Origin of the sequence: Bradyrhizobium sp. JR4.3 (assembly GCF_040547695.1) — a bacterium.
Taxonomy (GTDB): domain Bacteria; phylum Pseudomonadota; class Alphaproteobacteria; order Rhizobiales; family Xanthobacteraceae; genus Bradyrhizobium; species Bradyrhizobium canariense.
The window spans coordinates 1-24,129 of the sequence record NZ_JBEPQF010000009.1; the positions used below are offsets into that span (position 1 = coordinate 1).

Annotated in this window: 20 protein-coding genes, 1 tRNA gene and 2 pseudogenes; 17 read left to right on the forward strand and 6 right to left on the reverse strand. The window is 62.1% G+C overall.

Features of this window, described 5'->3' with window-relative positions:
* Window positions 1-139: pseudogene (locus ABIB91_RS41715) on the forward strand (IS481 family transposase); the annotation flags it as partial.
* A gap of 310 nt (window positions 140-449) precedes the next feature.
* On the opposite strand, the gene ABIB91_RS16380 reads toward ABIB91_RS41715, so the two are convergent.
* Window positions 450-542 (reverse strand) — tRNA-Ser (locus ABIB91_RS16380).
* A 469-nt stretch (window positions 543-1,011) separates the two neighbouring features.
* On the opposite strand from ABIB91_RS16380, the gene ABIB91_RS16385 reads away from it, so the two are divergent.
* The 3 genes from ABIB91_RS16385 (at window position 1,012) to ABIB91_RS16395 (ending at window position 5,134) form a co-directional block, all read left to right on the forward strand.
* Entirely contained in the window at window positions 1,012-2,310 is a 1,299-nt protein-coding gene (locus ABIB91_RS16385; RefSeq protein WP_354163931.1) for an O-linked N-acetylglucosamine transferase, SPINDLY family protein, read from the forward strand.
* 474 nt (window positions 2,311-2,784) lie between these two features.
* Window positions 2,785-4,350, forward strand: coding sequence for a porin (locus tag ABIB91_RS16390; RefSeq protein WP_007603364.1), 1,566 nt, complete (start codon window positions 2,785-2,787; stop codon window positions 4,348-4,350).
* A gap of 232 nt (window positions 4,351-4,582) precedes the next feature.
* Window positions 4,583-5,134 (forward strand): recombinase family protein, encoded by a 552-nt coding sequence (locus ABIB91_RS16395; RefSeq protein WP_007603365.1) that lies wholly within the window; start codon window positions 4,583-4,585, stop codon window positions 5,132-5,134.
* Window positions 5,135-5,841: 707 nt separating this feature from the next.
* Here the strand turns inward: ABIB91_RS16395 and ABIB91_RS16400 are convergent.
* Window positions 5,842-6,033, reverse strand: coding sequence for a hypothetical protein (locus tag ABIB91_RS16400; protein ID WP_354163934.1), 192 nt, complete (start codon window positions 6,031-6,033; stop codon window positions 5,842-5,844).
* 46 nt (window positions 6,034-6,079) lie between these two features.
* Here ABIB91_RS16400 and ABIB91_RS16405 point away from each other — a divergent pair.
* The 5 genes and pseudogenes from ABIB91_RS16405 to ABIB91_RS16425 form a co-directional block, all read left to right on the forward strand.
* A pseudogene (locus ABIB91_RS16405) lies at window positions 6,080-6,628 on the forward strand (porin); the annotation flags it as partial.
* Window positions 6,629-6,900: 272 nt separating this feature from the next.
* Window positions 6,901-8,016: a SphA family protein gene (locus tag ABIB91_RS16410; protein WP_502916984.1), complete on the forward strand. Its 1,116-nt coding sequence runs from the start codon at window positions 6,901-6,903 to the stop codon at window positions 8,014-8,016.
* A 396-nt stretch (window positions 8,017-8,412) separates the two neighbouring features.
* A complete protein-coding gene (locus ABIB91_RS16415) occupies window positions 8,413-9,393 on the forward strand; it encodes an HAD family hydrolase (protein WP_502916988.1) in 981 nt (326 codons plus the stop codon).
* Between the two features lie 43 nt (window positions 9,394-9,436).
* On the forward strand, window positions 9,437-10,423 hold the full coding sequence (locus ABIB91_RS16420) for a formylglycine-generating enzyme family protein (RefSeq protein WP_007603374.1): 987 nt from the start codon (window positions 9,437-9,439) through the stop codon (window positions 10,421-10,423).
* A gap of 29 nt (window positions 10,424-10,452) precedes the next feature.
* The gene (locus tag ABIB91_RS16425; protein ID WP_502916989.1) at window positions 10,453-12,132 is read left to right on the forward strand and encodes an arylsulfatase; all 1,680 of its coding nucleotides are present in this window, start codon (window positions 10,453-10,455) and stop codon (window positions 12,130-12,132) included.
* Window positions 12,133-12,270: 138 nt separating this feature from the next.
* On the opposite strand, the gene ABIB91_RS16430 is transcribed toward ABIB91_RS16425, so the two are convergent.
* Together ABIB91_RS16430 and ABIB91_RS16435 are read right to left on the reverse strand one after the other, a co-directional pair.
* Complete coding sequence (locus ABIB91_RS16430; protein ID WP_035994781.1) at window positions 12,271-13,080, reverse strand: YkgJ family cysteine cluster protein; 810 nt, start codon at window positions 13,078-13,080, stop codon at window positions 12,271-12,273.
* Between the two features lie 79 nt (window positions 13,081-13,159).
* Window positions 13,160-15,553, reverse strand: coding sequence for a transglycosylase SLT domain-containing protein (locus ABIB91_RS16435; protein ID WP_354164305.1), 2,394 nt, complete (start codon window positions 15,551-15,553; stop codon window positions 13,160-13,162).
* Window positions 15,554-15,847: 294 nt separating this feature from the next.
* Between ABIB91_RS16435 and dapA the strand changes: the two genes are divergently transcribed.
* Genes dapA through ABIB91_RS16455 form a run of 4 tightly spaced genes read left to right on the forward strand, consistent with a single transcriptional unit; the run spans window position 15,848 to window position 18,338 of the window.
* Window positions 15,848-16,738: a 4-hydroxy-tetrahydrodipicolinate synthase gene (dapA, locus tag ABIB91_RS16440; protein WP_007603384.1), complete on the forward strand. Its 891-nt coding sequence runs from the start codon at window positions 15,848-15,850 to the stop codon at window positions 16,736-16,738.
* Window positions 16,739-16,763: 25 nt separating this feature from the next.
* Window positions 16,764-17,207: a large conductance mechanosensitive channel protein MscL gene (gene mscL, locus ABIB91_RS16445; protein WP_354163939.1), complete on the forward strand. Its 444-nt coding sequence runs from the start codon at window positions 16,764-16,766 to the stop codon at window positions 17,205-17,207.
* 59 nt (window positions 17,208-17,266) lie between these two features.
* Window positions 17,267-17,740, forward strand: a complete 474-nt coding sequence (gene smpB, locus ABIB91_RS16450; RefSeq protein WP_027567292.1) for an SsrA-binding protein SmpB — start codon at window positions 17,267-17,269, stop codon at window positions 17,738-17,740.
* Between the two features lie 4 nt (window positions 17,741-17,744).
* Window positions 17,745-18,338 carry a peroxiredoxin gene (locus ABIB91_RS16455; protein WP_354163941.1) on the forward strand — a complete coding sequence of 198 codons (594 nt, stop codon included), beginning with the start codon at window positions 17,745-17,747 and terminating at the stop codon, window positions 18,336-18,338.
* Here the strand turns inward: ABIB91_RS16455 and ABIB91_RS16460 are convergent.
* Together ABIB91_RS16460 and ABIB91_RS16465 are read right to left on the reverse strand one after the other, a co-directional pair.
* Complete coding sequence (locus ABIB91_RS16460) at window positions 18,335-19,009, reverse strand: uracil-DNA glycosylase (protein WP_007603389.1); 675 nt, start codon at window positions 19,007-19,009, stop codon at window positions 18,335-18,337. The two genes, ABIB91_RS16455 and ABIB91_RS16460, sit on opposite strands and share 4 nt — an antisense overlap.
* Window positions 18,990-19,637 carry a LabA-like NYN domain-containing protein gene (locus tag ABIB91_RS16465; protein ID WP_007603390.1) on the reverse strand — a complete coding sequence of 216 codons (648 nt, stop codon included), beginning with the start codon at window positions 19,635-19,637 and terminating at the stop codon, window positions 18,990-18,992. The genes ABIB91_RS16460 and ABIB91_RS16465 overlap by 20 nt, the downstream gene beginning before the upstream one ends.
* 329 nt (window positions 19,638-19,966) lie before the next feature.
* On the opposite strand from ABIB91_RS16465, the gene rpoZ reads away from it, so the two are divergent.
* From rpoZ to acpS, 4 genes are all read left to right on the forward strand, one after another.
* A complete protein-coding gene (gene rpoZ, locus ABIB91_RS16470; RefSeq protein WP_007603391.1) occupies window positions 19,967-20,359 on the forward strand; it encodes a DNA-directed RNA polymerase subunit omega in 393 nt (130 codons plus the stop codon).
* A gap of 209 nt (window positions 20,360-20,568) precedes the next feature.
* Window positions 20,569-22,854 carry a RelA/SpoT family protein gene (locus ABIB91_RS16475; RefSeq protein WP_219684710.1) on the forward strand — a complete coding sequence of 762 codons (2,286 nt, stop codon included), beginning with the start codon at window positions 20,569-20,571 and terminating at the stop codon, window positions 22,852-22,854.
* A gap of 45 nt (window positions 22,855-22,899) precedes the next feature.
* Window positions 22,900-23,652: a pyridoxine 5'-phosphate synthase gene (locus ABIB91_RS16480; RefSeq protein WP_007603393.1), complete on the forward strand. Its 753-nt coding sequence runs from the start codon at window positions 22,900-22,902 to the stop codon at window positions 23,650-23,652.
* Window positions 23,649-24,068 carry a holo-ACP synthase gene (gene acpS / locus ABIB91_RS16485; protein ID WP_007603394.1) on the forward strand — a complete coding sequence of 140 codons (420 nt, stop codon included), beginning with the start codon at window positions 23,649-23,651 and terminating at the stop codon, window positions 24,066-24,068. Before ABIB91_RS16480 ends, acpS begins: the two co-directional genes overlap by 4 nt.
* The last annotated feature ends 61 nt before the right edge of the window (window positions 24,069-24,129 follow it).

A 24,129-nucleotide genomic window follows, 5' to 3' on the forward strand; every position in this document is an offset into this window, starting at 1 on the left:
CGAGGGCATTTGGCTCGTCAGCTTCATGCACTACGATCTCGGTTACTTCGATCTGGAGCAGAAAACCTTGCAGCCGCTCGACAACCCGTTCGGCCCGAAGCCCGTCACCGATGTCTCAGTTGCCACCGCAGCGCCCTGAGCGCGACGCGCTCTCGTGCATTCTTGGCATGGCAGGCCCTTTGCTTGCTCCGCTGTCGCGGTCAACCCCCGAAGCCCACAGGGGCGCGGCACGCGCGGGGTTGACGGCGACAGCGCGAGCCAAGCAACAATGGCCAGGCCATGGATGCGTCTCGCCGGAACACAGCAGATCGCTGACCAGCGGCCTCAAACTGGATCGACTTTGGAGTAAACGACTTTGATACCCCTCGACAACCCGTTCGGCACGAGGTTGTCACCCATGTCTTAGGTACGACCTGTTACCTATGTCTCCGGTCTGGACAGCCGCGGGGTGGCGGAGAGGGAGGGATTCGAACCCTCGATACAGCTTGAGACCGTATGACGCTTTAGCAAAGCGTTGCCTTCAGCCACTCGGCCACCTCTCCGGTGCGAGCCTTATGCATCTAATTACTTGGGCTGGTCAATTTGGAAGCGTGTGTTTTTGCTCGAATATTCCCAGCGAATTCCGAAACCAAGCGGCGGGTGGGCTTGAGCGGGGGACAATTGCCTTTGTCACCGACCGATTCTCTCAAGTGATCGACCTGCAAGCGATTGATTTGGTTGAATCTTTCCGCGATTCGCCCCCAGCTATGGAGCGGTGATCGCTCTCCGATTGGCGACAGGGTCCCGTGTCAGGTTGCGGGACAGGCGCTCTTATTAGTTTAGTCGGGATAACTCGCTCGCCGGCCCAGGAGCCGCTCCGCCGCGCCAGGCGTCGCCGTAATCAGCGAAGGCCGGGCTGGAACGCTCGCTCATCCCTCGACGGCCGCGCGACGCCGCTATGGTCTCATCTTGCAATGTCGGGGCCGATGATATGATTGACCTGACGTCCCGAGGGAGGAATGGACTTGGCGGGTGACGGCAGCAATACGGCTCGGGAAGGCCAATAGCTCTCCCTTTGCTTTGCTGTCCCTGACGGATTCTCCCGATGATCAGCTCGGCTGCGCCAGGACCTGGGTCAGGGCAAAGCTCCCGCATGTCTCCAAAACGAGGTCAGGGGGTGAAGTCCGTCGCCACGACAAGATCCGGGTCGGATATGTTTCACCTGATTTTCGCAAGCATCCGGTCGGGTATCTCACTGCCGAGATCTTCGAGAATCACGATGCCGACCGCTTCGAGACCTACGCGTTTTCAATCGGTCCTGACGACAACAGCGATCTGCGCAGGCGGCTCGAAAAGTCATTTCATCGCTTTGTCGATTGCGAGCACAAGCTCGACCGTGAAGTCCTGAAAGCGATCGACGATGCGCAGATCGATATTCTTGTCGATCTTGCTGGCCATACGCACAATGCCAGGCTGTCGTTGTTTGCGTCCAGCCCGGCTCCGATCGTCGTCAACTATCTTGGCTTCGCGGGAACGCTGGGGAGCAGGGAGCTCTTCCACTACATCATTGCCGATCCAATCGTGCTGCCAGATCAAAACAGCCAGTTCTTCGACGAGAAGGTCGTTCGTCTGCCCGGCAGCTTCATGCCGCGTGATAATCACGTCGCGACGATCGACGATGCTGCGCCCAATCGGGCCGATCACGATTTGCGGCAGGAATGGACGGTGTTTTGCTGCTTCAACAACGCCTACAAGATCAATCCGGCTGTCTTTGGCTCCTGGATGAAGATCTTGAAGAGCGTGGATCAGTCGGTCTTGTGGCTGTCCGACGTGGGCGAGATCGCAAAATCGAATCTGCGGAAGGAGGCCAAGGGCCGGGGCGTCGACCCGGATCGACTGGTGTTTGCAAGGCGCGTTGCGTCTTCATCCGAACATCTGGCGCGCCATCGCCTCGCAGACCTCTTCCTCGACACGCTGCCCTACAACGCACATACGACGGCCAGCGATGCGTTGTGGGCCGGTCTGCCGGTGGTGACCCATATCGGGAATAGTTTCGCCGGCCGCGTGGCCGCGAGCTTGCTGAGCGCTGTCGGCCTACCTGAGCTGATCACAACAACGCCTGCGGATTATGAAGCGCTCGCGATCGAGCTGGCGCTCGATAAACAGAAGCTGGCGGATATTCGCGGACGGCTGCAAGGGAACCACCTGACCGCATCACTGTTTGGTGCGGCGCTCTACGCCAGGCGGCTCGAGACGGCTTACGAGGCTATGTATCAACGACATCAGGCCGGCTTGCCGCCGGATCATATCGACATTCAAGCGCGCGGATGAGGACGGCCGTCGCGGCCGCCTACTAATCAGGGCAGCCAGTTCCCGAGGGTTTGGTCCGTGCCGGGTCCCTGGTTGATTCCACGATTCGGACGCCTCTGCCCCACAACGGAGCATCTCCGCTCATGTGGGGCCCGTGCCGGAACTTTGGACGCCAAATGAAACCCATTGAAAAAATCCAGCAAATTCAAGGTGTTACAAGGTCGCTCTGATCACATCTGCGTGTTATTTGTGCAACACCCGTCGGAAAACACGCTGCATCGGCCGGTTCTGAAGCGTTCTGTTGTTGTGTGTGCAAGGGCGTTCGGTAATTGTGACTGAGCGACGGAGGGGGGCATCCCGAGGTCGTCCCGTCTTAGGTGGTTCGCTTAAGTAGACCATCGATACGAGGATGCGTTGATTTCCAACGTCTTTTCGCGGGTAGCTCAAACGGCTTTGTACGAGGAATTGTACGGGGCTTCAACTTGGAGGTTTAACATGAAGTTCAAGGGCCTTTTGCTCGGTTCCGCGGCAGCTTTGCTCGCCGTTGGTGGGGCACAAGCGGCTGATCTTCCCGTAAAGGCCAAAGCGGTCGAGTACGTGAAGATCTGTTCGCTCTACGGCGCGGGTTTCTACTACATCCCGGGCACCGACACCTGCATCAAGCTGGGTGGTTATCTGCGCGCTGAAGTCGCGCTGAACACGAACAGCGACATCAACTGGCAGACCACCGGTAACAACGGCGCGCGTAACCGCCTGACGAACTACTACACGGCGCGCGCTCGTGAAGACCTGAACATCGACACCCGCACCGCGACTGAATACGGCGTTGTCCGTACCTTCTTCGACGGCGTGTTCTCGTGGACGACCGGTAACTACAACGGCACCGGCAGCGCGACTGGCACGACCGCCTACAGCAGCACGCTGGCCCTCAACACCTCGGGTGCAGCGCCGGCCCTCGTTGGCTCGTCGATCAACCCGACCGACGGCGGCACCTCGGGCGGTTCGCTCGGCGTGTACTACGCCTTCATCCAGTTCGCTGGCTTCACGATGGGTAAGGCCGTGTCGCAGTTCGACGCGCCCTGGACCAACTATCCCGGCAACAACTTCGACGGTCTCGCCGGCGGTAGCGGCACGGTCACCGGTATCAACCAATTCAGCTACACTGCTGACTTCGGCCAGGGCGTCACGGCGGCGTTCTCGGCGGAAGATCCGACGGCTTACATGCAAGCCGGCAACCTCAACTTGAGCGGTGCGGCGGGCCTCGCCGGCGTGACTGGCGCCGCTTATGGTTCGAATGCCATCGGTGGCTCGCGTTCGCCGAACCTCGTGGGTATGGTCCGTGTCGACCAGGCTTGGGGTCTCTTCCAGGCGTCGGTGGCTGCGCATGACAACCACGTTGCCTACTACGGCGCGACCGAACCCACCGGTCATCCCGATGACAAGTGGGGTTGGGCGGTTCAGCTCGCTCTGTCGATCAAGAACATCCCGACCGGTGCGGGTGACGTGATCAACATCCAGGGCGTCTACACCGACGGTGCGACCCGCTACAACTTCCAGAACCTCGCGGGTAGCTCGTTCGCGCTTTACGGTAGCTCAAACGTTGCCTACGCCAGCGTGGGCGCGGCGAATGCTCCGGACACCGTGTTCGTCACGGGCGGTCAGCAGGAAACCATCAAGACTTGGGGCTTCCGTGGTGCGTACACCCATAACTGGGATGCGTACTGGAACACGGCGATCTACGGTTCGTACGCTCAGGCTCAGTTCGGCAGCGGTGCGAAGACCTTCCTCTGCGGACCCGCGGGCATCATCTCGGGTGTTGCCGGCGTGACGTCCTGCAATCCGGACTTTGCGCTTGGCACGGTGGGTCTCATCACCCGCTGGACGCCCGTCAAGAACCTGACGTTCTCGGCGGACGTCTCCTGGACCCGCCTTGACCAGAAGTATGCTGGCGTCGTGACCACCACGGCTATCAACGGCGTCGCGGCCAAGCCAATCGCGACCTATGAGCTGAGGGACCAAGACTCGGTCGTTATGCTCCTGCGCGCTCAGCGCAACTGGTAAGTTCGGTCTAACGACCTAACCTCCAAGAGCCCTCGGCAGGAAACTGCCGGGGGTTTTTTGCATTTGGCGCCTCAGGAGCAATAGCGGTCCGAGAGCTCGACAGCGGATCGTATGGGCCTACCCTCCCGAGACATTCACCTGAGACACAAATACCGTCTCAATAGGGTTGACATTTTAATTTCGAAACATCAATGTCTCATGGTCTAAAGCCCTAATGAGACAGGACTGGCGAATGACCATCATCGGGTACGCCCGCGTGAGCACCACCGATCAACACCTCGACCTCCAAGAGAACGCATTGCGCGCGGCAGGCTGCGACCTGATCCGCTCTGAGAAGCGCAGCGGCACCAGCACCGCTGGGCGGGAGGAGCTTCGCACCGTGCTCGATTTCCTTCGCGCTGGGGACGTGCTGATGGTGACGCGCATTGACCGCCTCGCGCGCAGCATCGGTGATCTTCAGGACATCGTGCGCACGGTGAAGGCCCGTGGGGGTTCCCTGCGAGCCACAGAGCAGCCCATCGATACGAGCACAGCGGCGGGGAAATGCTTCCTCGACATGCTCGGTGTATTCGCTGAGTTTGAGACCAACCTACGGCGCGAGCGCCAACTGGAAGGCATAGCGGACGCTAAGGCCCGTGGGGTCTACAAGGGTCGCAAGCCCTCGGTGGATGTTGCGAAGGTGAAGGCAATGCACGAGGAAGGCAAAGGGCCGTCAGCCATCGCGAAGGAGCTTGGCATAGGCCGTGCGTCGGTCTATCGCGCTCTGGAAGGCAAAGAGGGCTGAGCCCATGCGGAAGATCATCGGCTCCCTCGCTAGCGCTGCCGCCTAGCTAATCGGCAGCTAAGGGACTCCGGCTCCCGCTGGGGCCCTAGGCCATCGTTGCCGGGGCCCCGCCTTCAAAAAGCTCGGGCTAAAGCCCTTGGCCTGTGCTCGGCTGACATGAGCGGCGTGCTTTGCCAGAAGTACCGGGTCGGACCCAACAGGCCGGGGCTCAATGGGAACAGGCGCCCCGCAGGGGCACTCTGGCGCCGATGCCCCTAGGAGATTCAGCGGAGTCCTCTGGTGGGCGCTACAGCGAGCCGCCGGTCTTCCTGGGCATAGCGTCAAAGGCGCCCACGGGCTTCCTAGAGTCCCACAGGGGCATTTGCAGGGATGCCCCTTATCCACCCGAAGCTAGTACAGCGGCCTATTGCACATATACGGGCCGCTTGGCCCCAAACATTCGTTCCACGATATGGTAGGGTCCTGCGCTGGGGTAACAGGGGTAGATACACCATAGCCAATACCAGCAAATTATAGCTAGTAATAATAGATAGTTAGCTGAAGCCTATGTTGGCTGCATCAGAAGCCTGGCCTGCTTACACTTAGCTTTGGAACCACCCCGGTATGGGCGCGGAATTGGCGTGACAGGGTATCGGCGGCCAAGGCTTCCTTGCTGGCTTGGACAATCAAGCTGTCGTGGACCGGCATGCTGGGAACGCCCTTAGTCATCAGCTCTTGCATGGTGGCGATGATGATCGCTCTTCATTGATTAGCCCATTCATCCATGTCTTGGCCTTGTCGAAGCTGATGTTCCTGACATCGGGAAAATGTCGGTCAGCTTCCTTGAACACAGTGGTCCATCGGTAGACCGTGCCTTCAGCCGGCTGCACAGCTTTCGTCCAGGCCTCGAACAGCGCCATTGCTTTCACAGGGGGACTTCCGCTGACCTCTTGGAATTGAGGGAACACCGACGGTGCGACCCGCTACAACTTCCAGAACCTCGCGGGTAGCTCCTACACGATGTGGGGCGGCTCGAACGTTGCCTACGGCAGCCTCGGCATCGCCTCGGCTCCCGACACCGTGTACGTCACGGGCAGCCAGCAGGAAACGATCAAGACCTGGGGCTTCCGCGGTGCCTACACCCATAACTGGGATCCATACTGGAACACCGCGATCTACGGTGCCTACGCTCAGGCCCAGTTCGGCAGCTTGGCTAAGACCACGCTCTGCGGCGCTGGTGGTGCTGGTGGTGGCATCATCGGTGGTGGGTTTGCCGGCGTGACCTCGTGTAACCCGGACTTCGCGATCGGCCAGGTGGGTCTCATCACCCGCTGGACCCCGGTCAAGAACCTGACGTTCTCGGCTGACGTTGCCTGGACCCACCTCGACCAGAAGTACGCTGGCATCGTGACCCCGGCCGCTGTCGTGGCGATCCCCGCCAAGCCGGTCGCGACCTACGAGCTCAAGGATCAGGACTCGGTCGTTCTGCTCCTCCGCGCTCAGCGCAACTGGTAAGTACGGTCTAACGACCTAACAGAGAGCCCCGGCGGGAAACCGCCGGGGCTTTTGTTTTAGATGATGCTTGGTGGTGCGAGGGGGCTTGCTGTCTGCCAGAGGCTGCATGCGGATCGTCCGCTCGGCTCCGCCACATCCTTTTGCGCTATGGCTCTTTCGTCACACCATTCATCTGTTTTTCGGCCATTCGGTGATGGCTGAACTTGCCACTTGATTGAGCAGTCCATTGGCGTACAATTCTACTCACAGGCGACCAGTTTTGGAGCCACAATGTGACGGCGAGAACCGAGCTTGCTGCTGCGAAAAGCGAGCGCTCAATCCCAGCACATCGACGCAGAGTTGTTTCTGCAGCCTTCCTGACGTCGACTCTATTGCTTTCTGCTCAGGCTGCCTTTGCCGACGAAAACGGCATCAGTTTCTGGGTCCCCGGCCTCTTTGGAAGCCTCGCGGCCACCCCGCAGCAGCCGGGTTGGTCACTGGCAAACATCTACTACCACACCTCCATATCCGCCGGCGCCGACGTCGCGCGGGCGCGTGAATTCACACTCGGCAGGATTCCGGCCAACCTTACCGTCAACGCAAATCTGAATTTGCATGTCAACGCCACCGGCGATCTTGGCTTTGTGCTCCCGAGCTATGTATTTGCGACGCCGGTGCTCGGCGGCCAGGCGTCAGTGTCTCTCCTGGCAGCCTATGGCGTCGTCGGCACCAGCCTCGCGGGGACCTTGTCAGGCGTGGCCACGGTGCCGCCGTTCGGCAGCGTTCCGTTCGCGCGGTCCGACGCCATCAGCGACACCACTTGGGGCTTTGGGGATCTGGCGCCGATGTTCCAATTGAAATGGAACGCTGGCGTCCACAACTACATGACCTATGTCACCGGTGACATCCCGGCTGGCGCTTACCAGTCCGATCGCTTGTCGAATATAGGCATTGGGCACGGCGCGATTGATGCCGGCGGTGGCTACACCTATTTCAATCCGCAGACCGGCCACGAATTCTCCAGCGTGCTCGGCTTCACCTACAATTTCAAAAATACTGCCACGCAGTATCAGAACGGCGTCGACATGCACTTCGACTGGGGCGCATCGCAATTCCTGTCGAAGCAGGTCATGGTTGGCCTTGTGGGCTATGTCTACAAGGGGCTCGGCTGTGACAGCGGTTCAGGTGACCGTGTCGGCTGCTTCCAGTCCCAGGTGGTTGGCATCGGCCCGCAAATCGGTTTCTTATTTCCGGTTGGCGACATGCAGGGCTATCTGAATTTCAAGGCCTATGGAGAATTCGCTGCCGAAAACCGGCCATCGGGCTGGAATACCTGGGTCACCTTCTCCATCTCGCCGCCCGCGCCCGGAGCGCCTCCGACAACAAAGCCGATCGTCAGAAAATATTAGGATCACCCGCGGGTTTACCGGCTCTCGAATAGCGATCGCGTGCAAAGACTTAGCAATGGGCACGCGACAGACGGCCCTCGTTGTCTCGCCGGGCGCGATTGGGATCATGATCCGGCACCTTCGCCTACGGCGACCATCGTTTGATCTAAATCAAACCCGGAAGTATGCCGCTCCGTTTCTGTAGGCCTTACCATCAAAGAACCGACTAACCGAAACTGGATGCGTCGCACATGCTCGTATCAAGCTGGTCGCGGTTTCAAACCAATCTCGGCAGAACGAGATTCTTCTCGCTCCGAATGGTCGTGCCTTTCTAAGCCGTTTGCAGAGCAGTTGGAGACGCGTGTGAAGTCAATCAGTGAATCTTTTCCGCTGGATCGGCGCGCCATTCTTACTTCGCTGGCTGTGCTTCCGCTGCTTTCCGCCTCGTTGCACTCGAGATCGGCGCTGGCACAAGCTCAGCGCGATCCGTTGCCTTCCTGGAATGACGGTTCGGCGAAGACATCTATCGTCGACTTCGTTAGGCGCGTCACGGACCAGGGCGGTCCATTTTTCGTGCCGCCCCAACAGCGGATCGCAACCTTCGACAATGACGGCACGCTGTGGATCGAACAACCGATGTATGTGCAGCTTGCCTTTGTGCTCGATCGCGTGAAAGGCATGGCTCCGATGCACCCGGAATGGAAGGGCAAACAGCCCTTCGCGGCGGTGCTGGATGGCGACCTGAATGCACTCGCTGCTTCCGGCGAAAAGGGCGTTGCCGAACTTGTCGCGGTCACCCACGCCGGTATGTCCACGGCAGAGTTTGAGACGATCGTTACGGACTGGCTTGTCACGGCGCGCGACAGACGCTTCAAACGACCTTACACCGAGTTGGTGTATCAGCCGATGTTGGAATTGCTCGCCTACCTTAGGGCGAACGGTTTCAAGACTGTCATCGTTTCAGGCGGCGGTGTTGAGTTCATGCGGCCATGGACGGATGCCATCTACGGCATCCCTCCAGAGCAGGTGGTCGGATCTTCGATCAAGACCCGGTTTGAGATGCGCGACAGTATCCCGGTCCTGTTCCGGCTGCCTGAGGTCAATTTCATTGACGACAAGGCCGGCAAGCCGATCGGAATCAATGAACATATCGGCCGCCGCCCCATCGCCGCATTTGGCAACTCGGATGGAGACCTTGAAATGCTCCAATGGGCGACGCTCGCCCCCGGCGCGCGGTTCGGGTTGCTCGTCCACCATACCGATTCCGAGCGCGAATATGCGTACGACCGCCAATCCCACTTCGGGAAATTGGACACGGCCCTCGACGCCGCAGCGGTGAATCGATGGACGGTGGTCGACATGAAGAATGACTGGAAGCGGATCTTCGCCTTTGACTAAGGATGAGATCCATTGGAGATCCGTGAAGCCGGGGCGTGATGCAATGAATTTCACAGGAGCGAAATCCTTCTCCGGGCAAACGGCTGAGGGGACGGCGGACCGGGAGATGGTCTATATCCCCGGCGGGACCTTTCGGATGGGATCCGAGCAACACTATCCAGAGGAGGCGCCGGTCCACCGCGTCACAGTGGACGGATTTTGGATAGACCGAACGCCAATCACCAATCGCCAATTCCGCGATTTCGTCAACGCCACTGGTTACGTCACATTCGCGGAACTGATACCCGACGCGAAGGACTATCCCGGCGCGCTACCGCGCATGCTCAAGGCCGGATCCCTCGTCTTTACACCGCCGCAGCAGGCTGTGGACCTGCGCAATTGGGGCGAATGGTGGACGTTCAAGTTTGGCGCCAACTGGCGTCGTCCCTATGGGCCACACAGTAACTTGCGCGGGCTCGAGAACCATCCCGTCGTGCACGTCGCCTACCGAGATGTCGAAGCCTATGCGAAATGGGCCGGCAAGGAATTACCGACCGAGGCTGAATGGGAGTTCGCTTCGCGTGGAGGACTGGACGGTGCCGAATTCGCCTGGGGGCACGAACTCGAACCCGGCGGCCAACATATGGCGAACATTTGGCAGGGTAATTTCCCCCACGAGAATCTCGCGACCGACGGGTTCGAGCGCACCTCGCCGGTCACAGCTTTCTCGACCAACGGTTACGAGTTGTATGACATGATCGGCAATGTCTGGGAATGGACCTCTGATTGGTACTCGCCGATGCACGAGGCCGATGCGCCGAAGGCGTGCTGCATTCCGCAAAACCCGCGGGGTGGACTTGAAAATGCGAGCTACGATCCCCGAAATCCGAAGATCAGAATTCCGCGCAAGGTGCTTAAGGGCGGCTCGCATCTTTGCGCGCCTAACTATTGCCGCCGCTACCGTCCGGCCGCGCGTCATGCCGAGCCGATCGACACCTCAGCAAGCCATGTCGGCTTCAGGTGCATCACCAGGAAGAGGATCGCGTCATGAGTAACGATAGGATTCCGAAAAAGCCTGAGATGAGCGCGGGACCAAACGGCGGAATGAAACGCCGCGATCTCTTGTTGAGTGGTAGTTCTCTTGCCGCCGCGTCGGCGCTTTCGGCCATCGGATTGACGAGCCCTGCACAAGCGCAGCAACCAGCCGCGGCGCCGGCGCCCGCTGCGCCCGGGCAACGGCCGAACATCGTCGTCATCATGGGTGACGACATCGGCATCTGGAATATCGGCGCCTACCACCGCGGGATGATGGCCGGGCGGACGCCAAACCTCGACAAGATCGCCGCCGAAGGCATGCTGTTCACCGATTACTATGCCGAGGCGAGTTGCACGGCGGGCCGCGCCAACTTCATCACCGGCGAGCTGCCGATCCGCACCGGCATGACCACAGTCGGCCAGGCCGGCGCTCCCACCGGCTTGCCGGCGGAGGCCGTGACCATTGCTGCGGCGCTGAAAGGTATGGGCTACGCCACCGGCCAGTTCGGCAAGAACCACCTTGGCGACAAAAACGAGTTTCTACCGACGGTGCATGGCTTCGACGAGTTCTTTGGCTACCTGTATCACCTCGACGCGATGGAAGATCCGGCCCACCCCGCTTATCCGCAGGAGCTGTTGAACACAGTCGGTCCGCGCAACATGGTCCACTCGTGGGCGACCAATGTGGACGACGCCACCGTGGATCCGCGCTGGGGCAAGGTCGGCAAGCAGAGGATCGAGGACGCCGGAACGCTCTATCCCAAGCGGATGGAAACCGTGGACGATGAAATCCGCGATCTCGCGCTCAATTTCATCGACAGGGCCAAGGCCGACAACAAGCCATTCTTCCTGTGGCTCAATCCGACCCGCATGCACATCGTTACGCACCTGTCGCCGAAGTACCAGGCGATGCGCAACTCCAAGAATGGTTGGTCCATCCATGAAGCCGGCATGGCGCAGCTCGACGACGACGTTGGCATCGTGATGCAGAAGCTGAAGGATATGGGCGTCGATGACAACACCATCGTGGTATTCACGACCGACAACGGCACCGAGGTCTTCACCTGGCCCGATGGCGGACAGACGCCATTCGCGCAGAGCAAAGGCACGATCATGGAGGGCGGCTTCCGCGCGCCGGCGATGATCCGCTGGCCGGGCAAGGTGCCGGCCGGCAAGGTCGAGAACGGCATCATGTCCGGACTGGACTGGTTCCCGACCTTCCTGGCCGCTGCAGGCAATCCCAACATCGTCGACGAGCTAAAAAAGGGTAAACACATCGGTGACCGCACCTACAAGTGCCATCTGGATGGTTACAACCAGCTGGACATGATCACTGGCAAGGGGCCGTCAAATCGGCACGAAATCTTTTATTTCGGCGAAAGCGAGCTGGGGGCCGTGCGCATCGACGACTACAAGTATCGTTTCATCGACCAGCCCGGAGGCTGGCTGGGTGATAAAAGCAAGGTTGACGTGCCCTATTTGACCAACCTTCGCCTCGATCCTTTCGAGCGCACCGGCTGGCCCGATAGCGGGACCAAATACGGGGCCCAGCAATACTTCGACTGGTTCAAATACGAATTCTGGCGCTTTGTCTTTGTCCAGCAGCAGGTTGAGAAGCTGGCGATGACGGCGATCGAATTTCCGCCCATGCAGAAGGGCGCGAGCTTCAATCTCGATGCCGTGAAGGCGAAGATCGCAGCCGCGCAAGCTGCAATCGCCAAGTAGCGTAGCTTCCAGCCTCAAGACGTCGTCCCGAACTCCCGGGGCGGCGTCTTTCGCGCGTGCCCGCCGCCACGTTTCGATCGCGACCGGCGCGCATCGAGCGGCATACGGCGAATTACTCCGCGTGGACCGCGTGGGAGTTCAGGCGTGATTCGACCAGCGCAGAAGAGCCGACCGATAGGGCGGGTAGGGGTCGTCATCCAGTTCGTCGGGAATCGCGCAGGAGCCGAATTCCTGTCTGATCCGCTCGATCTCGGCGATGCGCTCGTGCAGCCGCTGCAAATGCTCCTGCGATTTCGCCCGCCAGAACCGGAAAGTGTCGGCCGTAAGCGGCAGGAACGCTGTTCCGAACAGCGTCGGTTCGGGAACGATGGTCCGTCCCAGCAGCAGGAACTTATCGGCACCGGACACAACGAGGGTCGCGTAACCGCGGTTTCCGATTCTCTTGATGCCGTTCAGCGACCATTCGGCGAGCTTGCTGAAATAAGGCTCCTCGCGCCAGCGATCGGGGCAATGGTCATCGACGGTGACGTTGACCGCATCCTGGCTGAAATGCACGATGATGCCCGATTTCGCTGGAAACCAGTCGTCGTCGAGGTGACCTTGCAACCAGGCGCAGACAAAGGACCGGCACATCTGCGGACGGCGGTCGTAGATGGTGCATCCCGTGCCCGTCTGCCAATGCCTGCACAGCTGGTTCACGGGCTTGTCGACGGCGGCCACCTCGAGGATATCGCAGCAGGCATTGCACGATCCGCACTGCCGGGCTGCCTTCGGCAGACTGGTCGACCTAAACCCCTGGCCGTCTCGAACCAGGAGCTGCTGCTTCTCTAGGGCATTCAACGCACGTTCGATTTTGAGACGAGATAGTCCGGTGGCGTCGATCACGCCCTTCATCGTCGTCGCGCCTGCCTGTACCGCACGGACGACGCTCAACATTGTCTGATCCATTTTCGTCTCTTATTATTGCGCGCCCTATCTGCGCTGCATGCGTGGATGCTTTGTCACCGGAGTCGTTAGGGACACGCAGTTATTCCACGCTACCGGTGCCGCGGCGCAAATCGGCCTCGATTTGCAACCGCGTGCCGCCGCCGAAGCGGGCGCGGTAGACCTGAAGGTTCTCCATGATCCGCTGCACGTAATTGCGTGTCTCGGAGAACGGGATCAGTTCGACCCAGTCGACGGCATCGACCTTGGGGTCGCGCGGATCGCCGTAGCGATCGATCCATTTCTTCACACTGCCGCGGCCGGCATTGTAGGCGGCAAAGGTCATGATGTAGGAGCCGCGATAGTCCTCGAGCAGCCCACCGAGCTCGGCCGAGCCGAGTGTGGCGTTGTAGGCCGAATCGTTCTTCAGACGCCCCAGATCGTAGGTCCCGCCGTGGCGCTTGCAGACATAGCGCGCGGCGTCCGGCGTCACCTGCATCAGCCCATAGGCCTGCGCCGGCGAGACGACCGAGGGATTGAAGGCGCTCTCCTGCCGCGCGATGGCGTAGATGATGCTGCGCTCGACCTCGGGGCCAATCGGCGTGAACTGCGGAATGCCGTTGACGGGATAGGCATAGAAATCGAACGGCAGCCCGCGATTGAGCGCGGCCTTGCCGAGCAGTAGCATGCCGCGCGCGTCGTTGTGGCGCTGGGTGAGCTCGCCGAGGCCGGCTAGCGCTTCGGGATCGCCGTTCTCGCCCATGTCGGCGAGCATCGGTATCGCCATCTCGCGCTCGTCGAGCTCGTAGAGCAGCTGCGCGGCGCGCACGATCTCCAGCCGTTCGGCACCGCGGCTGCGCGGCTGAGCGTTGAGCTCGATCTGCGGCAGGCCGAGCTTGGCACGTGCGAGCTGGCCGTAATAGCTGGTGGATTGCTCGGCGGCCCGCGCGTAGGCGTTGCGCGCCTCCTGCTGGCGGCCTGCAGCTTCGGCGGCGCGGCCCTGCCAATAGCCGGCGCGCGCCAGCGTGGTCGGATTGACGCTGCCGATCCCGATGCGGGCAAAATGCTGAGCCGCGGCCGCGGGATCGTTGAGGAAGCGCAGCGCGATCCAGCCGGCGGTGAACTCCTGCTCGGTCTTGTAGATGTCGCGCGAGGGCAGGGCGGCATCGCGCGCGATCAGATAGGCGCTGCGGAATTCCTCGGTGTCGATCATCTTGCGCGCCAGGAGGCGCCGCTCGATCCACCATTCGTCGAGATTGTAGAGACGGCCCGGATCCTTCGGTGCCGACAGCATGAGCTGGGCGGCTTCCGCAAATTTCTCCTCGCGGCGCAGCAGCTGGATCTTGCTGAAGATGAAGCCGGGATCGCCGTGCAGCTCGCGCGGCACGGCTTCGAGCAACGCACGTGCGTTCGGGGCTTTCTTGAGGGAGGCGATTCGGGCCTTGGCGAGTGCGACATAGCCGGCCCCGAGGCGCTTCGCGGCACGCAATGCAGCCTCGTTCTCGCTGCCATAGAGCAGCGTGTCCATCCGCGCCTTTTGATCGCCGGGCGTCAGCAGCGCGCCGAACTGGTCGAGTGCGTTGTTCTCGGTCTCTTCCGACATCGGGTCGCTGCGCCAGGCGTCGCGCACCAGACGTTCGGCGTTGGCGCGGTCGCCGCGCGCCAGCATTGCCTTGGCAAGCGTGAAGCGGCCCTTGGCGGACACGGGGGATTCGTTCTCGAACCACGACCACGCGACCTGGTCGTCACGCCTGTCGTCCCACATCGCGGCCTCCAGGCGCCGGCGCAGGAAGGTCTGCGACGGCCAGCTCGGATTGGCGGAGAGGAAGGCGCGGTAGCGCTCCACAGTTGCGCCATTGTCCTCGCTGCGAAGGATGATCCATTCCGCGAGCTTTCGCGCCACGGGATCCGAGATCGTGGCCGCGGCATTGGTCGCGTCGCCCGCCTTGCGCTTGCGCACAAGCTCGATCACGGCCTCCAGCGTGTCCTTGTCGGCTTGCGACGTCGAGGAGGTCGCGGCAACCGCAGCCGGTGTGACCGGCTTGCGCGGGGCGGCATGCTGGCGGGTCGCCGGAGCCAGGACAGGAGCCGCGACGGGCTTGGCGGGGGCCGGAGCGGTGGGTCTGACGGTGGCCGTCGCAGCCGGCGCGGGTGCGGTTTTCGGGACAGAGCCGCCAGCGGTCGGCGTTGACTTTGGCGCGGCAGCCGCAGGCTTCAGCTTGTCCTTCGCAGGTTCCTTGCCTGCGTTCTTGCCAGCATCCCTGCCAGGCTTCTTCGCGGCATCCTTGGCGGGGGGACTGGTCGCGCCCTTGCTTGCGCCCTTACTTGCCCCCTTGGCGGCGTCCTTCGAAGGTTCCTTGCCGGTTCCCTTGGACGCGCCCTTCGCAGTGTCCTTGGCGGCTGGCTTGGCTGCGGGTTTCGCGGTTTCCTTGGCGGTCTCCGCGGTTGTCTCATTGGATTTGGCCCAGGCGGCGCAGCCCGCGGACAGCCCTGCCATCAGGCACACGATCAGACCGGTGGATCGCCATGCGGCGCGCGGAAAGGAGATCACGGCGTTTCGTCGCCCCGAATCAGTCAATTGGCTCAAGACCTAGCTGTACAAGATCTGGCTGTATTTGATTGAATATGCGGACAAAATACCAACAGCCGCTTACCTTCGCCGGGTTTGCACCACCACCGCGGCAAAATCGCGGCCTAAACCCGTGCGTCACACGGAAGCGGGTCTTTTACCGGCGGGATAGACCCGATATGAATGCGGCTCGCTCGAGATCGCCGCGTACGGAGGAAGTCCATGGCAGCCAAAACAAAATTCCGGGGATCGTTCACCGCCTTGGTCACGCCGTTCAAGAACGGCTCGCTGGACGAGGCCGCGTTTCGCTCCCTGGTCAACTGGCAGATTTCAGAGGGCACCAACGGCCTGGTCCCGGTCGGCACCACCGGCGAGAGCCCGACGCTGAGCCATGACGAGCACAAGAAGGTCGTCGAATGGTGCATCGAGGAAGCGAAAGGCCGCGTGCCTGTGGTCGCCGGCGCCGGCTCCAACTCGACCAAGGAGGCGATCGAGCTCGCCCAGCACGCCGAGAAGGCGGGCGCGAACGCGGTTCTGGTCGTGACGCCCTACTACAACAAGCCGACCCAGGAAGGCATGTACCAGCACTTCAAGGCGATCAACGACGCGATCGGGATTCCGATCATCATCTACAACATCCCGCCGCGCTCGGTGATCGACATGTCGGTCGACACCATGGCGCGGCTGTGGGAGCTGAAGAACATCGCCGGGGTCAAGGACGCCACCGCCAGCATGGTCCGCGTCTCGCAGCAGCGCGCGGCGATGGGCGAGGATTTCAACCAGCTCTCGGGCGAGGATGCGACCATCCTCGGTTACATGGCGCATGGCGGCCATGGCTGCATCTCGGTGACCTCGAACGTCGCGCCGCGGCTGTGCTCGGAGTTCCAGGCCGCCTGGGCGAAGGGCGACCATGCCACCGCGCTGAAGCTGCACGACAAGCTGATGCCGCTGCACAACAACCTCTTCATCGAGAGCAATCCGGCGCCGATCAAGTACGCGCTGTCGCTGCTCGGCAAGCTGGACGAGACGCTGCGGCTGCCGATGGTGCCGGTCACCGAGCCGACCCGCGTTGCGGTGCGAAGCGCGATGGTTCATGCCGGCCTCATCAACTGACGCGCTAGCCGATCGGGGAGCTTTCATGGCGATCGACGAAAGAGGCACGCGGATGCTCAGGGAGTTCCGCGAGTTCGCCATGAAGGGCAACGTCGTCGATCTCGCGGTCGGCGTCATCATCGGCGCGGCCTTCGGCGCCATCGTGACATCGCTGGTCGGCGACGTGATCATGCCGATCATCGGTGCGGCCACCGGCGGTCTAGACTTCTCGAACTACTTCACGCCGCTTTCGAGCAAGGTCACCGCCGCAAATCTCGCGGACGCGAAAAAGCAGGGCGCCGTCTTGGCTTGGGGCAACTTCCTCACGCTGACGATCAACTTCATCATCATTGCCTTCGTGCTGTTCCTGGTGATCCGTGCCATGAACAAGTTGAAGCGCAAGGACGAGGCCGAGCCTGCCGCTCCGGCAAAGCCGTCGGCCGAGGTCGAGCTGCTGACCGAGATCCGCGATCTCCTCAAGAAGTCTTGACGCGCGGGCTTCATCCAAACTGTTAGCGTCCTCGCGCATCTCGATCAGGTTTGTCTTCCATGGCCGACAAGAACGAACGTCCGATCAAAGTCATGGCGGAAAACCGCAAGGCCCGCTTCAACTATGCGATCGAGGATACGATCGAGGTCGGCATTGCGTTGACCGGCACCGAGGTCAAGTCGATCCGCAGCGGCAAGAGCACGATCGCGGAATCCTACGCCGATTCCAAGGACGGCGAGATCTGGCTGATCAACGCGACCATTCCGGAATATCTCCAGGGCAACCGCTTCAATCACGAGCCCAAGCGGCCGCGAAAACTGCTGCTGCATCGCAAGCAGATCAACAAGCTGATGGGCGCGGTCGACCGCGAAGGCATGACGCTGATCCCGCTCAAGCTTTACTTCAACGAGCGGGGTCGCGCCAAATTGCAGCTCGCGGTTGCAAAGGGCAAGAAGCTGCACGACAAGCGCGAGTCCGAGAAGAAGCGCGACTGGAGCCGGGAGAAGGGCCGCCTGATGCGGGCGAGGGGATAGCGGGATGACTCAGAGAAACCTGCTCGAGGTCGATTGGACCCGGATTCCCGCACCCGCGGATGACGGGAGCGCCGCGCACCTGAAAGGCATGACGCTGCCGCCGGTCAGCCTGCTCGCCACCGACGACACGTCAGTCGCGCTGTCGGCACTGCGTGGCCGGACCGTGGTGTTCGCCTATCCGCGCACCGGCGAGCCCGGCAAGATCGCGCTGGTCGACGATTGGGACATGATCCCGGGCGCGCGCGGCTGCACGCCGCAGACTTGCGCGTTTCGCGATCTGTTTGCCGAGCTGAAGGCCGCCGGTGCCGCGCAGGTGTACGGTCTCTCGACGCAAAGCAACGCGTACCAGACCGAGATGGCCTCGCGGCTGCATCTGCCGTTCCCGGTGCTCTCGGACGAGAAGCTGGCGCTTACGCGCGCCCTGAATTTGCCGATCATGGAGCTCGCGGGCCTCACGCTGATCAAGCGCCTCGCGCTGATCGTCGACGACGCCAGGATCATGCATGTGTTCTATCCGGTGTTTCCGCCCGACCGGAACGCCGGCGATGTCCTGGACTGGCTGAAGGCCAACCCGGCCAAGGGCTCGTCTAAGGATTAATCGAGGTCGCTCTTCACCTTCGCGAACACGGAGCGGAACATGTCCGGCGTCAGCACGCGGGTGTTCGTGTTGTAGCGGGAGCAGTGATAGCTGTCGTAGAGCCTGAAAGCGCCGGCCTGATGCACGGCGCCGTGGCCGAAGGGGGCTTGCGATCCCTTCAGGTTCAGCGGCTTGAGCACGGTGTCGTGCGCAATACGCCCGAGGGCGACGATCGCGCGCAGGTTCGGCATCGTTGCGAGATTAGCCGCGAGGAACTGCCGGCAGGTGTTGATCTCGACCGGCAGCGGCTTGTTCTGCGGCGGCACGCAATGCACCGCATTGGCGATCCGACAGTCGACCAGCTTCAGGCCGTCGTCGGGACGCGCCTGATATTGGCCCTTGGCGAAGCCGTATTCGAGCAGCGTGGCGTAGAGCAGGTCGCCGGCATAATCGCCGGTGAAGGGACGGCCGGTGCGGTTGGCGCCCTGCATCCCCGGCGCAAGGCCGACGATCAGGAGGCGCGCCTTGATGTCGCCGAAAGGCGCAACCGGTGCATTGTGCCACAATGGCTCGCGCGCGCGGTTCGCCTCGCGAAAGGCGACCAGGCGCGGACAGAGCGGACAGTCACGGTCGGGGACGAGGCTGAGAGGCTGGCGGCTTGACCGGGCCGCCTCACTCCTCGAAGTCGTCATCGCCCCTCGCCGGCGCCATCGTGGTTGCGCGCTGGAGGAACTGCGGAGCGTGGTGGCGCGCCTCGCGGTCGCCGCGGTCACGCGGGGCGGGGCGTTCGGACGGGTCGCGGCCGAGCTTGGACTGCAGCTCGACGAGGTCGGTGAAGACGTCGGCCTGGCGGCGCAGCTCGTCGGCGATCATCGGCGGCTGGCTGGCGATCGTGGAAATCACGGTGACCCGCACGCCGCGGCGCTGAACGGCCTCGACCAGGGAGCGGAAGTCGCCGTCGCCCGAGAACAGCACCATCTGGTCGATGTGCTCGGCGAGCTCCATGGCGTTCACGGCGAGCTCGATGTCCATGTTGCCCTTGACCTTGCGGCGGCCGGAGGCGTCGATGAACTCCTTGGTCGCCTTGGTGACGACCGTGTAGCCGTTGTAGTCGAGCCAGTCGATCAGCGGCCGGATCGAGGAGTACTCCTGATCCTCGATGATCGCGGTGTAGTAGAACGCCCTAAGCAGCGTCCCGCGGCTCTGAAACTCCTTCAGCAGGCGCTTGTAATCGATGTCGAAGCCCAGAGTTTTCGCCGTCGCGTAGAGATTGGCTCCATCGATGAAGAGCGCGATCTTGTCGGTAGAGGAAGGTGACATTCAGTTTGCTCGCGTAGAGTTCGTGATTGATCGTTTTTTGTTGGCGCGGCGACAGCAAGCCGCGCACTTCTAAAGTCCCGCCGAAACCCGTCGAAACCGCAAATCCGGAGAAGTCGGTGCAATCAAGGTATAGTTATGGCCAACTCGCACACTCCCGGCGCCGCCGTCGCCGGCAGCCCGGGAAACCACCCATCCCAGCCCCAATGTGGGGGTAGCAGAGCCGTTTGGCGAGGCCAAATCACAAATTGGCCTTGCGAAACCCTCCCGGCACCTATAACTACCGGCATTCATCCACATATTTCGTCCCACCCACAACGGAGCGACAGTCGATGGCTCGCGTCACCGTAGAAGATTGTATCGACAAGGTCGACAACCGGTTTGACCTGGTCCTGCTGGCCGCCCACCGTGCCCGCATGATTTCGTCTGGTTCACAACTAACGGTTGATCGCGATAACGACAAGAACCCTGTTGTGTCTTTGCGCGAAATTGCTGAGACCACCATTTCGCCGGAGGACCTCCGCGAGGAGCTGGTGCACTCGTTGCAGAAGTTCGTCGAGGTCGACGAGCCCGAGCCGGACACTGTGCCGCTGATCGGTTCCGCCGGTGCAAGCGTGGATGCAGACGATACCGAAGTCGCGGTTGAGCGCATGACGGAAGAAGAGCTCCTGAAGGGTCTCGAAGGCCTCGCACCGCCCGAGGAGCAGCCCGAGGAGGACGAGTAAATCGTCCCGTCGCGCTCATCGACTTCTTTGTGATCTGATCAAAGGCCCGAACCGTTGTTCGGGCCTTTGCTTTTGTTTGCGTTTTCGTGGTTACCATAGCGTCGTCGGTTAGCGCCTGTCCCTGTCACTGAATTGATCGGACACGCGCGCGATCGGAGCTAAGATGTATACAACGGGCTCTGTCGTGGTCCGTTTGAAGGCAGGACGGCATGGTATATCGACGCCGCACACCAACGCAGATGCAGGCCGCAACCGAATCGGTTGCTGTGGCCCCGACTGCGCCGGTGGCGCGCCCGGCGAAGCCTCGCGCACGCATGATGCGTCAATATGATCTCGTCGAGCGCGTCAGGTCCTACAATCCCAACACCGACGAAGATCTGCTGAACCGCGCCTATGTTTACGCCATGAAGGCGCATGGCTCGCAGACCCGCGCCTCGGGCGACCCGTACTTCTCCCATCCGCTCGAAGTGGCGGCGATTCTCACCGACCTGAAGCTCGACGACGCCACCATCGTGGCTGCGCTGCTCCACGACACGATCGAGGACACCGAAGCGACGCGGGCCGAGATCGACCAGATCTTCGGGCCCGAGATCGGCGCGCTGGTCGAGGGCCTGACCAAGCTGAAGCGGCTGGAACTGGTATCGCGGGAGGCCAAGCAGGCCGAGAATCTGCGCAAATTGTTGCTGGCCATTGCCGACGATGTCCGCGTGCTCCTGGTGAAGCTCGCCGATCGCCTGCACAACATGCGCACGCTGGACTTCGTGCCGACGGAATCGCGACGGCGCATTGCCGAGGAGACGCTCGACATCTATGCGCCGCTGGCCGGACGCATGGGCATGCAGGAGATGCGCGAGGAGCTGGAGGACCTGTCGTTCCGGACCCTCGACCCGGAAGCCTATTCGGTGGTGATGCAGCGGCTCGATGCGCTGGCCGAGCGCAACCGCAATCTGATCGGCGAAATCGAGGACCAGCTCTCCAACAATCTGCGCCACCGGGGCCTGGGGGCGCGGGTCTATGGCCGCCGGAAGAAGCCATTCTCGATCTGGACCAAGATGGAGCGCAAGTCGGTCGGCTTCGAGCAATTGTCCGACATCTTCGGTTTCCGCGTCGTCGTCAACGACATCGAGGCCTGCTACCGCGCGCTCGGCATCGTCCACACCAACTGGCCGGTCGTGCCCGGCCGGTTCAAGGACTACATCTCGACGCCGAAGCAGAACGACTACCGCTCGATCCACACCACCGTGATCGGCCCCGGCAACCAGCGCGTCGAGTTGCAGATCCGCACCGAGGCGATGGACCAAATCGCCGAGCGCGGCATCGCCGCGCACGTGTTCTACAAGGAAGGCGTGGGCTCGCCGACCGAATTCCTCAAGCGCGAGTCCAATGCGTTCGCCTGGTTGCGCCACACCATCGGCATTCTCTCGGAGAGCGCCAACCCCGAGGAATTCCTCGAGCACACCAAGCTCGAGCTGTTCCACGACCAGGTGTTCTGCTTCACCCCGAAGGGCAAGCTGATCGCGCTGCCGCGCCATGCCAACGTGATCGACTTCGCTTATGCCGTACACACCGACGTCGGCAACAGCGCAGTGGGCTGCAAGATCAACGGCCAGTTTGCGCCGCTGTCCTCGGAGCTCCAGAACGGCGACGAGGTCGAGGTGCTGACCTCGGAAGCGCAAGCGGCGCCGCCGTCGGCCTGGGAAACGCTCGCGGTCACCGGCAAGGCACGCGCTGCGATCCGCCGCGCCACCAGGACTGCGGTGCGCGATCAATATGTCGGTCTCGGCCGGCGCATCGTCGAGCGCCTGTTCGAGCGCGCCAAGATCGAATACGCCGACGACAAGCTCAAGGGCGCGCTGCCGCGACTGGCACGAACCTCGATCGAGGACGTCATGGCGGCTGTGGGACGCGGCGAGATCAAGGCCTCCCACGTCGCGCGTGCGATGTATCCCGACTACAAGGAGGAGCGCATCGCGCGCTACGGCGTCAAGAAGGGGCTTGCCGGCAAGCTCAAGGAGAAGTCGTCCGAACCGCCGCGCAGCCCGGTCGCGATCCCGATCCGCGGCATCAATTCCGACCTGCCGGTGAAGTTCGCGCCGAACGGCGGCGCAGTGCCCGGTGACCGCATCGTCGGCATCGTCACGCCGGGCGAGGGCATCACCATCTACCCGATCCAGGCGCCGGCCCTGAAGGATTTCGAGGAAGAGCCGGAGCGTTGGCTCGACGTGCGCTGGGACATCGAGGACTCCGCGCCGCAGCGCTTTCCGGCCCGTATCAAGGTCGAGAACGTCAACGAGCCCGGCGCGCTGGCGCAGATCGCGACCGTGATCGCCGAGCACGACGGCAACATCGACAATATCAGCATGCAGCGCCGCTCACCGGACTTCACGGAGACGACGATCGATCTCGAAGTCTACGATCTCAAGCATTTGAGCGCGATCCTGGCCCAGCTGCGCGCGAAGGCGGTCGTCGCCCGCGCCGAACGTGTTAATGGATAGACGCCTTCCGTCCCGGTCTGTCCCTATGATTCCGTGAGTCCTGAAATGCCTGCACCTCCGCTCCGCCTCGGCGTCAATGTCGATCATGTCGCGACCCTGCGTAACGCGCGCGGCGGCCGTAATCCCGATCCGGTGCGCGCGGCGCTGCTGGCGATCGAGGCCGGCGCCGACGGCATCACCGCTCATTTGCGCGAGGATCGCCGGCACATCCGCGACGAGGACATGGCGCGGCTGAAAGCCGAGATCTCCAAGCCGCTCAATTTCGAGATGGCGGCCACCGACGACATGATGCGCATTTCGCTCGCCACCAGGCCGCACGCGGTGTGCCTCGTGCCGGAGCGGCGCCAGGAGGTGACGACCGAAGGCGGGCTCGACGTCGTCGGACAGCACAATGCGCTGGCGCCTTGTATCGCGCGGCTGAACGATGCCGGCATCCGGGTGTCGCTGTTCATCGCGGCCGATCCCGCCCAGATCGAGATGGCGGCGCGGCTGCGCGCGCCCGTGATCGAGATCCACACCGGCGCCTGGTGCGACGCCGTCGTCGACGGTCACGCCGACAAGGCCGAGGCCGAATGGCGGCGAATCGTGGCAGGGGCGAAGCTGGCGAACGAAGCGGGGCTGGAGGTTCACGCCGGACACGGGCTGGACTACGCGACGGCGGAGACGATCGCCGGCTTGCCTGAGATCATGGAGCTCAACATCGGCTACTACATGATCGGCGAAGCCCTGTTCGTCGGTCTCGCCGAGACGGTGCGCAGCATGCGCGCGGCGATGGACCGCGGCCGGAGCCGGGCATGATCATCGGCATCGGCTCCGACCTGATCGACATCACCCGTGTCGGCAAGGTGATCGACCGCCATGGCGAGCGCTTCCTCGACCGCATCTTCACCGCGGCCGAGCGGGCCAAGGCGGAACGGCGCGCCAAGAACGAGAAGATGGTGGTGGCAACCTACGCCAAACGCTTCGCCGCCAAGGAGGCCTGTTCCAAGGCGCTCGGCACCGGCATCAGGCGCGGCGTCTGGTGGCGCGACATGGGGGTGGTCAACCTGCCGGGAGGGCGGCCAACCATGCAATTGACGGGCGGGGCGCTGGCCCGGCTCCAGGCCCTGACGCCGGAGGGGTTCGCGGCGCAGATCGACCTGTCGATCACCGATGACTGGCCGTTGGCACAGGCCTTCGTCATCATTTCCGCCGTGCCGCTGGACAAACCCTGATTGGGCACCGATCATTTTATAATTCGCATTCAAAATCAAATGCTTATGCAGTTTTGATGCG